This window comes from Psychrobacillus sp. FSL K6-2365 (assembly GCF_038003165.1).
Lineage (GTDB): Bacteria > Bacillota > Bacilli > Bacillales_A > Planococcaceae > Psychrobacillus > Psychrobacillus psychrodurans.
In genome coordinates this window covers 79,454-97,764 of sequence record NZ_JBBOOO010000001.1, presented here as the reverse complement: position 1 = coordinate 97,764, position 18,311 = coordinate 79,454, and the positions used below count along the sequence as shown (strand labels likewise).

Sequence of the window (18,311 nt, the reverse complement as noted above, 5' to 3'; positions counted from 1 at the left end):
ATTCTTTCAAAACTGGATAAACGACATTGTTACGTTAAACAAAATTTGGTTAAGTCCTCGATCGATTAGTATTCGTCAGCTGCACGTGTCGCCACGCTTCCACCCCGAACCTATCTACCTCATCGTCTTTGAGGGATCTTACTTACTTGCGTAATGGGAAATCTCATCTTGAGGGGGGCTTCGTGCTTAGATGCTTTCAGCACTTATCCCGTCCACACATAGCTACCCAGCGATGCTCTTGGCAGAACAACTGGTACACCAGCGGTGTGTCCATCCCGGTCCTCTCGTACTAAGGACAGCTCCTCTCAAATTTCCTACGCCCACGACGGATAGGGACCGAACTGTCTCACGACGTTCTGAACCCAGCTCGCGTACCGCTTTAATGGGCGAACAGCCCAACCCTTGGGACCGACTACAGCCCCAGGATGCGATGAGCCGACATCGAGGTGCCAAACCTCCCCGTCGATGTGGACTCTTGGGGGAGATAAGCCTGTTATCCCCGGGGTAGCTTTTATCCGTTGAGCGATGGCCCTTCCATGCGGAACCACCGGATCACTAAGCCCGTCTTTCGACCCTGCTCGACTTGTAGGTCTCGCAGTCAAGCTCCCTTCTGCCTTTACACTCTTCGAATGATTTCCAACCATTCTGAGGGAACCTTTGGGCGCCTCCGTTACACTTTAGGAGGCGACCGCCCCAGTCAAACTACCCGCCTGACACTGTCTCCTACCCGGGTTACGGGTATGGGTTAGAATTTCAATACAACCAGGGCAGTATCCCACCGACGCCTCCTCCGAAGCTGGCGCTCCGGGCTCTAAGGCTCCTGCCTATCCTGTACAAGTTGCACCAAAATTCAATATCAAGCTATAGTAAAGCTCCACGGGGTCTTTCCGTCCTGTCGCGGGTAACCTGCATCTTCACAGGTACTATAATTTCACCGAGTCTCTCGTTGAGACAGTGCCCAGATCGTTACGCCTTTCGTGCGGGTCGGAACTTACCCGACAAGGAATTTCGCTACCTTAGGACCGTTATAGTTACGGCCGCCGTTTACTGGGGCTTCAATTCGCACCTTCGCTTGCGCTAAGCACTCCTCTTAACCTTCCAGCACCGGGCAGGCGTCAGCCCCTATACTTCACCTTACGGTTTTGCAGAGACCTGTGTTTTTGCTAAACAGTCGCCTGGGCCTATTCACTGCGGCTCTTCTAGGCTATGCACCCAAAAGAGCACCCCTTCTCCCGAAGTTACGGGGTCATTTTGCCGAGTTCCTTAACGAGAGTTCTCTCGCTCACCTTAGGATTCTCTCCTCGACTACCTGTGTCGGTTTGCGGTACGGGCACCTATCACCTCGCTAGAGGCTTTTCTTGGCAGTGTGAAATCAGGAACTCCGGACATACGTCCTCGCCATCACAGCTCAATGTTACAGAATGCGGATTTGCCTACATTCACACCTTACTGCTTGGACATGCATAACCAACAGCATGCTTACCCTATCCTTCTGCGTCCCCCCATTACTCAAACGGTGGTTTGGTGGTACAGGAATATCAACCTGTTATCCATCGCCTACGCCTATCGGCCTCGGCTTAGGTCCCGACTAACCCTGAGCGGACGAGCCTTCCTCAGGAAACCTTAGTCATACGGTGGACGGGATTCTCACCCGTCTTTCGCTACTCATACCGGCATTCTCACTTCTAAGCGCTCCACCAGTCCTTCCGGTCTGACTTCAACGCCCTTAGAACGCTCTCCTACCACTGATACCAAAGGTATCAATCCACAGCTTCGGTGATTTGTTTAGCCCCGATACATTTTCGGCGCAGCGTCACTCGACCAGTGAGCTATTACGCACTCTTTAAATGATGGCTGCTTCTAAGCCAACATCCTGGTTGTCTAAGCAACGCCACATCCTTTTCCACTTAACAAATACTTTGGGACCTTAGCTGGTGGTCTGGGCTGTTTCCCTCTTGACTACGGATCTTATCACTCGCAGTCTGACTCCCAAACATAAATCATTGGCATTCGGAGTTTGTCTGAATTCGGTAACCCGGGATGGGCCCCTAGTCCAAACAGTGCTCTACCTCCAAGATTCTAACGTTTGAGGCTAGCCCTAAAGCTATTTCGGAGAGAACCAGCTATCTCCAGGTTCGATTGGAATTTCTCCGCTACCCACACCTCATCCCCGCACTTTTCAACGTGCGTGGGTTCGGACCTCCAGTAAGTGTTACCTTACCTTCATCCTGGACATGGGTAGATCACCTGGTTTCGGGTCTACGACCACATACTCATTCGCCCTATTCAGACTCGCTTTCGCTGCGGCTCCGTCTTCTCAACTTAACCTTGCATGTAATCGTAACTCGCCGGTTCATTCTACAAAAGGCACGCTATCACCCATTAACGGGCTCTAACTACTTGTAGGCACACGGTTTCAGGATCTATTTCACTCCCCTTCCGGGGTGCTTTTCACCTTTCCCTCACGGTACTGGTTCACTATCGGTCACTAGGTAGTATTTAGCCTTGGGAGATGGTCCTCCCGGATTCCGACGGAATTTCACGTGTTCCGCCGTACTCAGGATACACTCAAGAGAGAATGAATTTTGGACTACGGGGCTTTTACCCTATCCTGCGGACCTTTCCAGATCGCTTCGTCTAACTCATTCCTTTGTAACTCTATGTAGAGTGTCCTACAACCCCAAGAGGCAAGCCTCTTGGTTTGGGCTATTCCCGTTTCGCTCGCCGCTACTCAGGGAATCGATTTTTCTTTCTCTTCCTCCAGGTACTTAGATGTTTCAGTTCCCTGGGTGTGTCTCAGATGCGCTATGTATTCACGCAAATGTACTGCTCCATTACGAACAGTGGGTTTCCCCATTCGGAAATCTCCGGATCAAAGCTCACTTACAGCTCCCCGAAGCATATCGGTGTTAGTGCCGTCCTTCGTCGACTCCTAGTGCCAAGGCATTCACCGTGCGCCCTTATTAACTTAACCTAAAAGTTAAAAAGTCTTACACGTTGTGATTACGTAAATAATCACAACAGAATTTCTTGTTGTTTATTGTTTCAATGTCGTTTTATCCAGTTTTCAAAGAACAAAGGTTTGCTCACTTTGCGACGAGTAATCGCAGGAGCAAGAGTTGAATCTTCATATAAAAATGAACATTCAAAACTGAACTGCAAAACGTTAAGATACGAATAAAGATTCGTATTCCGATATTATCCTTAGAAAGGAGGTGATCCAGCCGCACCTTCCGATACGGCTACCTTGTTACGACTTCACCCCAATCATCTGTCCCACCTTCGGCGGCTGGCTCCCGTAAGGGTTACCCCACCGACTTCGGGTGTTACAAACTCTCGTGGTGTGACGGGCGGTGTGTACAAGGCCCGGGAACGTATTCACCGTGGCATGCTGATCCACGATTACTAGCGATTCCGGCTTCATGTAGGCGAGTTGCAGCCTACAATCCGAACTGAGAACGGTTTTATGGGATTTGCTCACCCTCGCGGGGTTGCGACCCTCTGTACCGTCCATTGTAGCACGTGTGTAGCCCAGGTCATAAGGGGCATGATGATTTGACGTCATCCCCACCTTCCTCCGGTTTATCACCGGCAGTCACCTTAGAGTGCCCAACTGAATGCTGGCAACTAAGATCAAGGGTTGCGCTCGTTGCGGGACTTAACCCAACATCTCACGACACGAGCTGACGACAACCATGCACCACCTGTCACCGCTGTCCCCGAAGGGAAAAGCCTATCTCTAGGCCGGTCAGCGGGATGTCAAGACCTGGTAAGGTTCTTCGCGTTGCTTCGAATTAAACCACATGCTCCACCGCTTGTGCGGGCCCCCGTCAATTCCTTTGAGTTTCAGTCTTGCGACCGTACTCCCCAGGCGGAGTGCTTAATGCGTTAGCTGCAGCACTAAGGGGCGGAAACCCCCTAACACTTAGCACTCATCGTTTACGGCGTGGACTACCAGGGTATCTAATCCTGTTTGCTCCCCACGCTTTCGCGCCTCAGCGTCAGTTACAGACCAGAAAGCCGCCTTCGCCACTGGTGTTCCTCCAAATCTCTACGCATTTCACCGCTACACTTGGAATTCCGCTTTCCTCTTCTGTACTCAAGTCCCCCAGTTTCCAATGACCTTCCACGGTTGAGCCGTGGGATTTCACATCAGACTTAAAGGACCGCCTGCGCGCGCTTTACGCCCAATAATTCCGGACAACGCTTGCCACCTACGTATTACCGCGGCTGCTGGCACGTAGTTAGCCGTGGCTTTCTAATGAGGTACCGTCAAGGTACGAGCAGTTACTCTCGTACTTGTTCTTCCCTCACAACAGAGTTTTACGATCCGAAAACCTTCTTCACTCACGCGGCATTGCTCCATCAGACTTTCGTCCATTGTGGAAGATTCCCTACTGCTGCCTCCCGTAGGAGTCTGGGCCGTGTCTCAGTCCCAGTGTGGCCGATCACCCTCTCAGGTCGGCTACGCATCGTCGCCTTGGTGAGCCGTTACCTCACCAACTAGCTAATGCGCCGCGGGCCCATCCTGTAGTGACAGCGAGATGCCGTCTTTTAACATCTCCCCATGTGAGGAAATGGATTATTCGGTATTAGCCCCGGTTTCCCGGAGTTATCCCAATCTACAGGGCAGGTTGCCCACGTGTTACTCACCCGTCCGCCGCTAAATCAGAAGAAGCAAGCTTCTTCGTCATTCGCTCGACTTGCATGTATTAGGCATGCCGCCAGCGTTCGTCCTGAGCCAGGATCAAACTCTCCATAATAGAGAACTTAAAAAGCTCATTTTGTTTTGCTGGCATCATCATTAAATGATGTCAAAATTGTTTTGCTATCAGACTAACAAAGTTAGTTGATAGGCTGTATGTCTTAACGTTTTGCATGTTCAGTTTTCAATGTTCAGTTCGTTATGTCGTTTTGGCGACTTTAATATCATATCAAATCTCGATATCGTTGTCAACAACTTTTTTTATTTGTTTTTCGTGTAAGTCACTAATGAAAATGACAACTTGATAACTATACCACCTGTAAATAGTTATGGCAAGTGGTTTTCTCAACTTTTTATAAAAAACTTTTAAAGCTCGTAATATACACAATATGTAGCGGAATTATAAAAAGAGAGCCACTACCAATAGTAGTAACTCCCAATTCACATTCTTCTATCTTAATCTTTATGACGCATTGTTGGGAATAACAGTACATCACGGATAGATGCTGAATTAGTTAACAACATCACTAATCGGTCTATTCCGATACCAAGACCACCTGTTGGCGGCATACCATATTCCAACGCTTCTAAGAAATCTTCATCCATTTCATGAGCTTCATCGTTACCAGCTTCTTTTTCTACCATTTGTGCTTCAAAACGCTGACGCTGATCAATAGGATCGTTTAACTCTGTAAAAGCATTTGCATGTTCACGACGTACGATAAATAATTCAAAGCGATCAGTAAATCGACCGTCTTCTGGATTTTTCTTCGCAAGTGGCGATACTTCTACTGGATGACCAAAGATAAATGTTGGTTGCACTAATGTTTCTTCTACTTTTTGTTCGAAGAATTCATTTAACACATGTCCTACTTCCATAGAAGGTTTCACTTCTACTCCATGTTCCTTAGCTAATGCGTGTGCCTCTTCCTTCGTTAGCTCTGCCCAGAAATCAACACCCGTAGTTTCTTTCACCGCATCAGCCATATGCCAACGTCTCCAACCTGGAGCAAGATTAATCTGATCTTCTCCGTAAGTTACTGTAGTCGTCCCTAAAACATCTTGGGCTACATGAGCAACTAGGTTCTCCGTTAAATTCATAATATCATTGTAGTCTGCATAAGCCTCATATAATTCAATCATTGTAAACTCTGGGTTATGACGCGTAGAGACCCCTTCATTACGGAATACTCGACCAATTTCATACACTTTCTCTAACCCACCAACAATAAGGCGTTTTAAGTGCAATTCAATTGCGATACGCATATATAGTTCCATATCTAGCGCATTATGATGAGTGATGAAAGGACGAGCTGCTGCTCCACCTGCTATTGTATGTAGCATTGGTGTCTCCACCTCTAAATAACCTTCGTTATCTAAGTAACGACGCATAGCACGAATTATACGACTTCTAGTAATAAACGTATTTTTACTTTCTTCACTTGTCATTAAATCTAAGTAGCGTTGACGGTAACGTTGCTCCACATCTTTTAAGCCATGGAATTTCTCTGGCATCGGGCGTAGAGATTTTGTTAGGAAAGTAAATTCAGTCGCTTTTACAGATAGCTCTCCAACTTGTGTACGGAATACATTTCCACGGACACCAACGATATCACCTAGGTCAGCAGTATTAAATAATTCGTATGCATCATCACCAATTGCATCTTTACGTACATAAATTTGAATTTGGCCACCAAGATCTTGAATATGAGCAAATCCGGCTTTCCCTTTTCCACGCTTAGTCATAATACGACCAGCAATGACTACTTCATGTAGATTTTCTTCTAGTTGTTCTTTTGTATATTGATCGAACTCAGTAACTACTTCATTACTTAAATGTGAACGCACGAATTTACTACCAAAAGCATCTAGCCCTTTTTCTTGTATTGCAGTCATCTTTTGTCTTCTCACCAAAAGTTGATCGTTTAATTCTTCCATATTAGACATATTCGTCACTCCTCCACTACCTATTATCCGCAATTACATTTCACGTTGCATTTATTGTACACAATTTCTGCATTCTAATCATCTTTTTCTAATAGAAGAAAACTTTTTCTATTATTCTGTTATTTAATCGCAACGAAAAAAGCTGCCACCTATAGTGACAGCCCTTTGTTTTACAATTAGATCACGATAGATTTTACATCTTCATATTCTTTAGAAGATTCTTCTGCAAAGAAACGCAAATAGTCTCTTAACTCTTGTGCAGATTCTGTTTGGTTAATCTTGTTTCTTGCTGTTCCATTTCCGCGAATACCTTTTAAGTACCAAGATGCATGTTTGCGCATTTCTCTAACTGCTATATTTTCACCTTTTAAAGCCACTAAGCGATCAAAGTGAAGTAAGCATATGTCCATCTTTTCTTGTACTGTAGGTTCTGGTTTTAGCAGACCAGATTCCAAGTACTCTACCGTACGATAAATCATCCATGGATCACCAAGTGCTGCGCGACCAATCATCACTGCATCTACGCCCGTTTCATCTAGCATACGTTTTGCATCTTGAGGTGTATTTACGTCACCATTTCCGATAACAGGAATATCCACCGCCTCTTTCACTTGACGTATTAAATCCCAATTTGCATGGCCTTCATACATTTGAACGCGTGTACGACCATGTACAGCTATCGCTGATCCACCAGCACGCTCGATTGCTTGGGCGTTTTCCACCATATAAAGATGTTCTTCATCCCAACCAGTACGCATTTTAACACTAACAGGCTTTTTAACGCTATCCACTACTGCCGCTACCATTTCATAAATCTTGTTAGGATCCAGAAGCATTCTAGCTCCCGCTTCACACTTAATGATTTTGTTGACGGGGCAGCCCATGTTGATATCAATGATATCCGCTGACGTATGTTGGTCAACATATTTAGCTGCCTCTACAAGTGTTTCTTTTTCTCCACCGAAAATTTGAAGTGACAGCGGATTTTCACGCTCGTCAATATAAAGCATGCTCAATGTTTTTTCGTTTTTTTGTACGATTCCTTTGTCAGAGATCATCTCCGCATATACTAAACCCGCTCCAAATTCTTTTACAGTCAATCGGAATGCAGAGTTACAAATTCCAGCCATTGGTGCTAACACTACTCGGTTATCCATTACGTGATTACCTATTTTAAATGGTTTTGTTGATGCATTTGTCATCATTATTCACCTACCTTTGTTTCTCCCTTTAATTCTCCTACTTGTATATGAAGTAACGAGGCAATTTTTTCTAATTGCTCTTCACTCGGAACTCGTTTACCTTGCTCTATTTGACCAAGTATAGACACAGACATATCCATTTCTTTTGCAAGTTCAACTTGCTTTACCATTTTTAACCTGCGAAATGCACGAATGCGCCGACCCCATCGAATGTTTTCCATAAATGGACGCCTTCTTTCTGAACATGCGCAACATCTGATATTAACCGCTTAGATTGTGGATCTACTAAATTAGCTTGTAATTCCACAAGAGGTATAAGCACGAAACCTCTTTCCATCATCCGAGGATGTGGGATAATAAGGTCCGCCGTTTTCATATTCTCTTCATTATACAACAAAATGTCAAGGTCTACGGTTCGAGGTCCCCAATGAATCTCTCTAGTCCGCCCTAGTCCAGCCTCTATTTCATTGCACTTTTTTAATATTTCATGCGGAGTCAATAAAGTTTCGATTTCCACTACCATATTCAAAAATGCCGCTTGCTCCTCATACCCAACCGGGTCTGTCTCATAAACTGAAGATACATTGACTACATTCACCTGTTCGACCTGTTGCAACAAACCTACCGCCTGCTGAAGATACCCAAAACGATTCCCTATATTTGACCCAAGCGATATAAAAACAGTGTTCATCATAATGTCCCTCTAGTAATATCGACAGCTACAGAAGCATAGTGTCCGACAATTGGGGGGTTCGGTTTTACCAATTGGATACGACAGCCACTAACCTTGGCTGCATATGTATGCAAGATAGACGAAGCAATTTTTTCCGCAACTGCTTCTATTAATAAATATGGTCTACCTTCTACTATTTCTTTGCATAATTCAAAAACCTCTGCGTAATTTACAGTTTCCTCTAAATTATCGGTTTCACCAGCTCTTTTTAAATCACACGCTAAGGTGATGGTCACCCGAAAAATTTGACCTAGCTTCGTTTCCTCTGGTAACGCTCCGTGAAATCCGTAAAATTCTAAATCATTCAAATGTATATAATCCATTTAGATTAAGCCTCACTTTCTGTATAGTGCACTTTCCCAGTCAACACATCCATCATTTTTGTCATACGAGACATTTCTTTTACATCATGTACTCGTACCATATGACATCCAACCTGAACACCATAACAAACTGTTGCTCCAGTTCCTTCCATCCGTTCATCGACAGGAAGATTCAATACATTTCCGATTAATCGTTTGCGCGATGTTGCCAATAGCACAGGGTAGCCCATATCTACTAATTCATTTAAATGCTGCATCATCAAAATATTTTGTGTTGTTGATTTGGCAAAGCCAATTCCTGGATCAAGCCATATATGCCCATCTGGAACTCCAGCAGCTTTCGTTATTTGAATACTCTCTACTAGATCTTGTTTCGCATTAGACCAGAAATCTGTATACTCTTCATTGTCCCTATTGTGCATCAATATTATCGGAACGCCATATTCTGCAGCAACTTTTGCTATTTTAGGTTCTCTCTTCGCTCCCCAAATATCATTTATCACATGTGCACCTGCGATTATCGCAGCTTTTGCAACTGCTGATTTATATGTATCAATGGAGATTACTGCATTTACCTCTGCCCTTATTGCTTTAATGACAGGTACAACACGGGCGATTTCCTCTTCATCTGTGATAAGTGTATAGCCAGGTCTAGTAGACTCGCCGCCGACATCTATAATTTTTGCACCATCCGCTACCATTTGCTTTGCTCTTGTAACAGCTGCTTCTATATCATTAAACTTACCACCGTCCGAAAAAGAATCTGGAGTAACATTCAGTATGCCCATTACAATTGTTTCCTTGTCGAAGTTTAATGTAACTCCACCTGCTTCAAATCTGCCACTATTATTATGTAAATTCATCATTCAATCCTTTCTAACTGTATGCATCTTGTATAGGCTTCGTGTAACGCCTTATAAACAGCTCCAGTGTTACCCAAAAACCGAATTCCCTCTATTTGCTTAATCGGAATGATTTCTTGTACTGCATTTGTAATGAAAACCTCATCTGCCTTTTCTAATACTTCTTTCGTGAAGAAACCTTCTTCTATTTCAAACAAAGAACAGTTCATCATCCACTCCCGAGTTGTACCCGCTAAAATACCTGTTTCCAAAGATGGAGTATATACCTTTCCATTACTTGACCAGAAGATATTCGAAGTTATCCCCTCTGCTACAAATCCTTCCGACGTTAGGAAGAAACCTTCACAAGAAGCTAGCGACTCTACTTCAAACCTAGCGTGGACGTTATTGGCATAGTGGTGCGATTTATGACGTATACCACTTTCTGGAGTATTTCTTATTGTATCTAGCCAGACCGCAGATTTTTCTGTGCCCCTAGGTGCGATATGTAATGCCTTCCGATATAAAATAACAGTTGGCTTCTTATAATGCGTCGGTTGAAGACCAATGTCATGGATGCCAGCAGAAATATTCAAGCGAAAATAACCATCCTCCATATCGTTCGCAGCTGTGAGTGCTTCTACAGCAGATAATATATCGCGTTCTTCATACGGCATTGCTACTCGAAAATCCTCAAGTGCCCGACTCAACCTATTCCAGTGAGCATCCCATAAAAAAACTTGCCCATTGTATGTCCGGAATGTCTCAAAAAAGCCAAGTCCATATAAAAAACCATGGTCATATGCAGAGACCACTAAATCCTCCGCCCCGTAAAGCCTTCCATCTTTCCAAGCATCCATTTATCTGCTCTCCTTTGCAGTTAAACTATAAGTTTCAACAAAGTTACGGATAATCTTTTTCCCTTCCTCCGTCATAATTGACTCTGGGTGGTATTGAACGCCCTCTACTGCATATTTTTTATGGCGAAGTCCCATAATTTCTCCTTCTTCTGTCCAAGCTGTTATCTCCAAACATCCGGGTAACGATTCTCTCTCCACCAGTAAGGAATGATATCTTGTTGCCCTAAAAGGATTTGGCATATCGGCATTTACACCTTCGCTATTATGAAAAACTGGGGACACTTTCCCATGCATTAATCTATCAGCACGGATAACCTTTCCACCAAATGCTTGTCCAATAGCCTGATGACCTAAACAAACACCCAAAATGGGAATTTTTCCTGCAAAATGGCTGATTACCTCCAAACTAATACCTGCTTCATTTGGTGTACACGGACCAGGTGATACAACGATGACTTGAGGATTTATCGCTTGAATAACGTCTATGGTTAGCTCGTCATTACGGGCCACCTTCACTTCAATTCCTAACTCTCCAATATATTGAACGAGATTGTACGTAAACGAATCGTAGTTATCAATCATTAAAATCATTTGTGCACTCCTTCTGCCATCGCCTTCGCCTGCCATAATGCTTTTGCTTTATTTAAAGATTCCATGTATTCCGCACCCGGTAGAGAGTCAATAACAATACCCGCCCCCGCTTGAATATGTGCTATCCCATCTTGAATAAACGCGGTGCGGATCACAATATTAAATTCTAAGTCTCCTGAAAATCCTAACCAACCAATTGATCCCGTATATAATCCTCTACGAACCGGCTCTAGCTCTTCAATTATCTCCATTGTTCTAATTTTAGGTGCTCCTGTGATTGTGCCTCCTGGGAACATCGCCCGAATGATCTCTGCGTTAGATGTGTTCGAACGAAGTGTCCCTTTTACATTAGAGACAATATGCATTACATGGGAGTATCTTTCAATAACCATGAACTCATCCACTTCCACTGTTCCATAAGAGGAAACACGACCGAGGTCGTTTCGCTCCAGGTCGACAAGCATAACATGCTCTGCCCGTTCTTTTTCGTTTTCTATCAGTTCATTTGCTAAAGAAATATCTTCCTCATTACTTTTACCACGTGGTCTTGTCCCAGCTATTGGTCTCGTAGATAACTCGGTTCCTTTTTTCTTCACTAATAATTCGGGTGACCCAGAGACAACCGAAAATTCCGGCGCTTGTATATAGACCATGTATGGTGAAGGATTGAATGCACGTAGCGCCTCATACATCGTTATAGGACTTACTTTCAATTGCTTTGATTGTCTTACAGATAAGTTGACTTGAAAAATGTCACCTTGCGCTATATATTGTTGGATTCTCAGTACGGCAGACTCAAACTCACTTGAGCTTACCGATACACTTAATTCAGAATTATCTTCCGCTATTTCCATTGCAGCCCCAGGATAGAATAACCTTAAATCTATTCCTTTTTTAGCAGCTTCCATATATTCTTTCTCTAGTTCCACTAAATCCACATCACATGTAGATAACTTCATTAAAGTGACTATCTCTGTTTCAACATCTAACACTGCCCAGCAATCATATACATGGAAATAGATATCCGGTATATGCAAATCATCTTTAGCTAGATTCGGCAAAACTTCTATTTTTCTTGCATAATCATAGCTAACAAAACCTATTGCTCCACCTTGAAAGTCTGGTAAGTCCTGCTGAAACGGCAATTTATAATTAGATACAAGCTTTTCTAGATTCTCTAGCGCTTCTCCTCCACGAACTTCTTGCTCTCCACCTCTCCAGAGAATATGCAGATCACTATCTACCGATTTAGCAACAGCTATTGGATTCCAAGCTGCAACAGATAAGCGACCACCCCTGCCACTTTCTAAAAATACATTATACGACTCATCTTTTGTTAGTGTTTTATATGCATAGAAAAAAGCATCTTTCGACATATGAAAAGTATGTGTTTCCAGTTTGATATCCAATTCCTCAAATCCCCCTAAAAACGATTTGACTTCATCTTAACTTGAAACTACTACTTTTCGCCACTAGAAAAAAGGAATTTACTAAAGCTCCACATGACTGTTATACAAAAAAAGAGAGGAAGCATTATCTGCTCCCTCTCTTTACATTTTCTATTCGTTTGCTATTAATCTTCGAATTGGTATAGAGGTGTGCTTAAGTAACGCTCTCCATTATCTGGAATAATCGCTAATACTTTCTTACCTTTTCCGAGCTTTTTAGCTAGCTGAAGAGCCGCGTAGATTGCTGCACCTGCAGAAACTCCTCCTAGTACCCCTTCTGACTTCGCTACCTCACGAGAAGTTGCATATGCATCATCATTGGTTACTTCAATAATGGAGTCATAAAGCTTTGTATCAAGAACTTCTGGTACAAATCCCGCACCAATACCTTGAATTTTATGAGGACCTGGTTTACCACCAGATAAAATATTAGAATCTGTAGGTTCTACAGCCGCAATATGGATGTCCGGGAATTTCTCTTTTAACACAGCTCCAGCTCCAGTAATTGTTCCACCAGTACCGATACCCGAAACAAAGCCATCTAACTGGTCAAATGCTTCCACGATTTCAGGTCCTGTTGTTAAACGATGTATTTCTGGATTCGCTTCGTTATTGAATTGCTGTGGCATAAACCAGCCATTTTCGTTTGCAAGTTCCTCTGCTTTTGCAATAGCACCTTTCATACCATCGGCTCCAGGAGTCAGTATAAGATCAGCTCCGTATGCTCGAAGTAAGTTTCTACGCTCTAAGCTCATCGTGTCAGGCATAACTAAAACAGCGTTATACCCTTTCGCTGCCGCAATCATCGCAAGACCAATACCAGTATTACCACTTGTAGGTTCAATAATTGTACCAGTTTCTTTTAATTTCCCATCTTTTTCAGCAGCTTGGATCATGGCAAATGCAATACGATCTTTCACGCTACTACCTGGGTTAAAGTATTCTAATTTTACGTATACTTCTGCATCCTCAGGGTTTACTACACGGTTTAATTTTACGATTGGTGTCTTTCCGATTAAATCCAATACAGATTGCGCTAACTTCGTCATTTTCCCACTCCCAATCCCTACTTGTCTAATAGGTTTTATTTTTTATCATACCAATGAAATAGAAGAATTGTCAATAAAGTCACATAATAATATTTTAAATATTTAGCCAAATACATCCACTAACCGCTTGTTGAGTGATTTATATATAACCAGCATCAAGGATAATCCGACCAATAGTTTTTTGAATCAGAGGATTTATATATAATTTCAAAGCATTGCATAGTGATTTCACGTGCCTATGATCTCCTTAAATAAATCGAATGTCATTTTCATCATCGATGTTTTTTTAAAGGTGTAATGCACAGTTATTGTTCATATAAATAAAAGTTTAGACGATATCAACCCCTATGCTAACAAAAGCATAGAAAGTACTTTATACTTCACAACTAGAGACCATCTATATTACAAAGATGGTCTCTAGAAGTGTTTTTAATATAATTTACCTTGTCTATACAGCACCTCTGAAAGTCTGGAGACCGCGTGTATAAAGGCATTTTGACGTAAAGCAAACGGATCTGAAAAGTATTGAGGGAGTATCGTTTCCATCGTTTCGCTCATTTTTTCAAATAGCTTTTGAAAAACATCCTCTTCAGTCATGAACTGTGTTTCTCTGCCTTGTAACCATTCCAAATAGGAGACAATTACACCACCTGCATTCGCAAGAATATCAGGAATAATGACAACCCCTTTTTTCGCAAGTTCCTTGTCCGCTTCCTGGGTGATTGGTGCATTAGCCCCTTCTACTATGATTGGTGCCTTAATGTCTTTCCAGTTATCTTGATGAATTTGATCCTCTAAGGCCGCTAAGAAGAGCACATCTATATCCATTGTCAGAATTGACTCACGCGTTTCTACATTTGCTTTAACACCGATAGATTCTAGTTGTTCCTTTGATACAGGAAGATCTCCTTTATTGTTAGCTGTAAACTCTACTAAAGTTGGAATATCCAGACCGTCCTCATTAATAAGTGTCACATTGCGATCACTAACTGCTATAACTTTATTTTGTAATTTTTCACAACGATACGCCTCTAGTGCAGTAACTGAACCTACATTACCAAAGCCCTGTATAGCCATTGTTAAAGGTTTACCAGCATATTCAAGTGCTGTTTTAGCAAATATATTATCTCCACTGTTCATACTTGCTTTATTTTTATTCACAAAGTCATGTATTAGATATCGGAATGTAAAGTAGACACCTTTGCCTGTTGCTTCTCTTCGACCAAGTGAACCTCCGTTGGCAACACTCTTGCCCGTGAAACTCCCAAGATAAGGTTGACCATGATTTATTTTTTTATATTCAGCCATCATCCAATCCATTTCACGTTCGCCCGAGCCTACATCAGGTGCAGGTATGTCTTTATCAGGTCCTAATACATCATTGAAATTACGGACAAATTTAACGGAAAGTATGTGCAATTCTTTTTCAGTTAATGCCTTTGGATTGATGACAATGCCACCCTTTCCTCCACCATAAGGAACATTATGAAGAGCGTTCTTTAATGTCATTAGAAAAGAAAGATTAACAACCTCGTGTTCATTAACCGATTCATGAAACCGAATTCCACCTTTATATGGACCTAGCGCATTATTGTGCTGAACCCGAAATGCTGGTATTCGGACAATTTCACCCTTTTCCATTGGCATTCGAATATACGCTTTGTGAATCTGATTTGGTGTAGATAAAATCGCTTCCATCGACTTAAATGCTTGTTCTCTATATTCACCTTTACAGGTTGGAAGAAAATCTTCCTTCTTTAATAATACTCCAAGTGCTTCCTTGACAATTGGATGGGACACTTGACTCATCCTTTCCACCTCCATGAATTATTTATTCACACAAAAGTTATACCCTTCCATTGTTGAATTAAACGGAAGGGTATGGATAAGTCAGCTATTCTTTTAGAAAGATACTATAGTTCTATTAATCATTTACTATAAACCCAGTCTGCATCGAATTCCTTCCAAAAAGCCTCTTGGGTAACCGATTGTGGCAACTGGTCAAGTGCAAGTTCTCTTCGAATATGGTCTTTTACATCGGCATATGAAAAGGATTGACCTTTAAATACACTTTTCACCATTGATACGGCAAATCTACCGTCACTTAAAGCGATTGGTTTACTCCATTTATCTTTATCTAGATTCTGAATTGCACTAACTAAAGCTTCATCCACCGATTCATTTCCTTCTGACACGTAACCGATGTCCCCACCGAGACTTGCCGAACTTGCATCAGCAGATCGTTCTCTGGCTAGTCCCTCAAATGATGAACCATTTTCTAGCTCATCCACAACTTCGTTTGCTTCAGCTTCTGTATTGACATAAATGATACTTGTTCGATATGAGGTCGAAGTATTGTAAAGATTTTTGTTATTTTCATAGAACTCTTTGATTGTCTCATCTTCAATAACAATATCCTTGGCTAATACTTTTTCTAAAATTAAGCGAGAGCGAATATCCTTGCGCACAACCTTCTCATCATAGGATTGTAAGGAAGTACCTTCTTGTGTAGAACGGATTAAAGCGAGTTCTAAGTCTACTTCCGAATCCGTTACTTTAATCTTATATTTTTTAGCTGCAGCTTCCATAACCTCTGCATTCACCATATCTAGCAATACTTCTTTCCCATAAATGGACTCCATAGAAGCCATCCATTGTTCCTTCGTAATAACTTTACCTTCTACGGATGCCACTTCCTCTGAATCATCGGTCTTATTCGTATTATTTGGTATTAACCATGCGATAAACCACAACAGATTACCTATTAAAAGGATACTCATCACAACTAGTACCGGCTTAGTTTTTAGACGTTTTTTAGTTGGGGCATTATCATAATTACGCGTTGATTTCATCGATAAATGACTCCAATTCATCTACTGAGTAATTGTATTTCTCCATACAGAAATGACAGTGTGCTTCTGCTCCTCCATCTTCTTCAATCATATCGCGAATTTCCTTTTCACCAAGCGTGATAATGGCATTCCCAAATCTTTCTTTGGAACAATTACATTCAAATGATACAGGAGCAGAGTCTAATATTTGCACATTATCTTTACCTAAAATTTCAAATAGTATTTCTTCCGGAGTTAAGCCTCTTTCGATTAGTTTTGAAACGGGTTCCATATTAGACAAATGTTCCTCAATCACTGTAATTGTTTCATCATCTATTCCAGGCATTAGTTGAATTATAAACCCTCCAGCAGCCAAAATAGAGTTGTCCGGATTTACAAGCACTCCAAGTCCAACGGATGAAGGAACCTGTTCCGAAACAGCAAAATAATAGGTGAAGTCTTCGCCAATTTCACCCGAAACAATCGGCACTTGTCCAGTAAAAAAGTCTCTCATGCCCAAATCTTTTACAATTGTAAGGGTACCTTCTGTTCCTACAGCACGTCGAACATCTAATTTTCCATGCTCATTTAAATCGAAGTGGGTTTGAGGATTAGTCACATAGCCACGTACTTCTCCTTTTGCATTACTATCTATAATCATTGGACCAATCGGACCATTACCTTCTACTTTCACCGTTATCTTATCTTCACCTTTTAGCATAGCGCCCATCATTAGCGCAGCTGTCATCGACCTTCCAAGTGCAGCAGATGCAGTCGGCCAAGTGCCGTGACGTCTTTGTCCTTCTCCTACTGTATCAGTTGTACGAGCCGCAAATGCACGTACACTTCCTTCAAAAGCTAAAGCTCTTACTAAATAATCACTCATCTATTATTACCTCTTTCATCATTATTTCTTTGATATATCAAATATAAACCCTTCAATGTTAAGAATGGATCAATAACATCCATTATAGTAGTTTCGCCCCCAATTAAGGAAGCCATACCACCTGTAGCTATAACTTTAGGATTTTTCTTAGATACTTTTTTCATGCGATTCACTATACCCTCAACTTGCCCTACATAACCGTACACTATTCCCGCTTGCATTGCAGCAACCGTGTTTTTCCCAATAACACTCTCAGGTGTTGTCAACTCTATACGTGGAAGCTTACTAGCTCTATTAAAAAGGGCTTCTGTTGAGATACCGATACCTGGAGCAATTGCTCCGCCCATGTACTCTCCGTGTTCATTGATAAAACAATAGGTTGTAGCAGTTCCGAAATCTACAATGATTAATGGACTTCCATATTCATGAATTGCAGCTACTGCATTTACTATACGATCCGCTCCAACCTCGCGTGGATTCTCATACTTAATATTTAGTCCAGTTTTTACTCCTGGACCTACTACAAGTGGTTTTATACCAAAATATTTTTTGCACATCGCTTCTAAGGAAAACATAATAGGTGGAACTACAGAAGAAATAATAATGCCCTCTATTTGATCGAAAGAGATAGCAGCATGAGAAAACAACGCTTTAACCTGCATCCCATATTCGTCTTCTGTTTTCAAACGATCTGTCTCCATTCGCCAGTGATGGATTAGCTTATCACTTTCGTAAACCCCTAAAACAATATTAGTATTTCCCGTATCTAAGACAAGTATCATCTAGCTTTTCCTCACTTTTTTGTTGAGTTTCCCACACATCATACCATATAAAGAGACCAAGAAAAAAGCTGATTGCCTCGAGTATAAAGGAGACAATCAGCTTTTATTCTTA

At 42.1% G+C, this 18,311-nt stretch carries 14 protein-coding genes and 2 rRNA genes; all 16 read right to left on the bottom strand.

The features are described from left to right. Window positions 1-45: 45 nt before the first annotated feature. Window positions 46-2,974, bottom strand: a 23S ribosomal RNA gene (locus MKY29_RS00450). A 234-nt stretch (window positions 2,975-3,208) separates the two neighbouring features. After that, window positions 3,209-4,763 (bottom strand): 16S ribosomal RNA (locus tag MKY29_RS00445). Together the 16S and 23S rRNA genes form the textbook arrangement of a ribosomal RNA operon. 398 nt (window positions 4,764-5,161) lie before the next feature. After that, window positions 5,162-6,652, bottom strand: a complete 1,491-nt coding sequence (lysS, locus tag MKY29_RS00440; protein ID WP_340878691.1) for a lysine--tRNA ligase — start codon at window positions 6,650-6,652, stop codon at window positions 5,162-5,164. Between the two features lie 176 nt (window positions 6,653-6,828). Further along, entirely contained in the window at window positions 6,829-7,854 is a 1,026-nt protein-coding gene (dusB, locus tag MKY29_RS00435) for a tRNA dihydrouridine synthase DusB (protein WP_340878690.1), read from the bottom strand. A gap of 2 nt (window positions 7,855-7,856) precedes the next feature. Then, entirely contained in the window at window positions 7,857-8,024 is a 168-nt protein-coding gene (locus tag MKY29_RS00430; RefSeq protein WP_336286020.1) for a helix-turn-helix domain-containing protein, read from the bottom strand. Window positions 8,025-8,026: 2 nt separating this feature from the next. Continuing rightward, the gene (gene folK / locus MKY29_RS00425) at window positions 8,027-8,548 is read right to left on the bottom strand and encodes a 2-amino-4-hydroxy-6-hydroxymethyldihydropteridine diphosphokinase (protein WP_090570872.1); all 522 of its coding nucleotides are present in this window, start codon (window positions 8,546-8,548) and stop codon (window positions 8,027-8,029) included. Next, the gene (gene folB, locus MKY29_RS00420) at window positions 8,545-8,910 is read right to left on the bottom strand and encodes a dihydroneopterin aldolase (protein ID WP_090570869.1); all 366 of its coding nucleotides are present in this window, start codon (window positions 8,908-8,910) and stop codon (window positions 8,545-8,547) included. The genes folK and folB overlap by 4 nt, the downstream gene beginning before the upstream one ends. 5 nt (window positions 8,911-8,915) lie before the next feature. After that, window positions 8,916-9,773, bottom strand: a complete 858-nt coding sequence (gene folP / locus MKY29_RS00415) for a dihydropteroate synthase (RefSeq protein ID WP_340880776.1) — start codon at window positions 9,771-9,773, stop codon at window positions 8,916-8,918. Beyond that, window positions 9,773-10,612 (bottom strand): aminodeoxychorismate lyase, encoded by an 840-nt coding sequence (gene pabC, locus MKY29_RS00410; RefSeq protein WP_340878689.1) that lies wholly within the window; start codon window positions 10,610-10,612, stop codon window positions 9,773-9,775. Before pabC ends, folP begins: the two co-directional genes overlap by 1 nt. Next, entirely contained in the window at window positions 10,613-11,203 is a 591-nt protein-coding gene (gene pabA, locus MKY29_RS00405) for an aminodeoxychorismate/anthranilate synthase component II (protein ID WP_090570863.1), read from the bottom strand. After that, entirely contained in the window at window positions 11,200-12,579 is a 1,380-nt protein-coding gene (locus MKY29_RS00400) for a chorismate-binding protein (protein ID WP_090570899.1), read from the bottom strand. The genes pabA and MKY29_RS00400 overlap by 4 nt, the downstream gene beginning before the upstream one ends. Window positions 12,580-12,776: 197 nt before the next feature. After that, window positions 12,777-13,700 (bottom strand): cysteine synthase A, encoded by a 924-nt coding sequence (gene cysK / locus MKY29_RS00395; protein WP_340878688.1) that lies wholly within the window; start codon window positions 13,698-13,700, stop codon window positions 12,777-12,779. 429 nt (window positions 13,701-14,129) lie between these two features. Further along, complete coding sequence (locus MKY29_RS00390) at window positions 14,130-15,509, bottom strand: Glu/Leu/Phe/Val family dehydrogenase (RefSeq protein WP_090570857.1); 1,380 nt, start codon at window positions 15,507-15,509, stop codon at window positions 14,130-14,132. A 119-nt stretch (window positions 15,510-15,628) separates the two neighbouring features. Next, window positions 15,629-16,552, bottom strand: coding sequence for a peptidyl-prolyl cis-trans isomerase (locus tag MKY29_RS00385; protein ID WP_340878686.1), 924 nt, complete (start codon window positions 16,550-16,552; stop codon window positions 15,629-15,631). After that, the gene (hslO, locus tag MKY29_RS00380; RefSeq protein WP_090570851.1) at window positions 16,536-17,417 is read right to left on the bottom strand and encodes an Hsp33 family molecular chaperone HslO; all 882 of its coding nucleotides are present in this window, start codon (window positions 17,415-17,417) and stop codon (window positions 16,536-16,538) included. The genes MKY29_RS00385 and hslO overlap by 17 nt, the downstream gene beginning before the upstream one ends. Further along, window positions 17,414-18,199, bottom strand: coding sequence for a type III pantothenate kinase (locus tag MKY29_RS00375; RefSeq protein WP_090570848.1), 786 nt, complete (start codon window positions 18,197-18,199; stop codon window positions 17,414-17,416). Before MKY29_RS00375 ends, hslO begins: the two co-directional genes overlap by 4 nt. Window positions 18,200-18,311 lie beyond the last annotated feature (112 nt).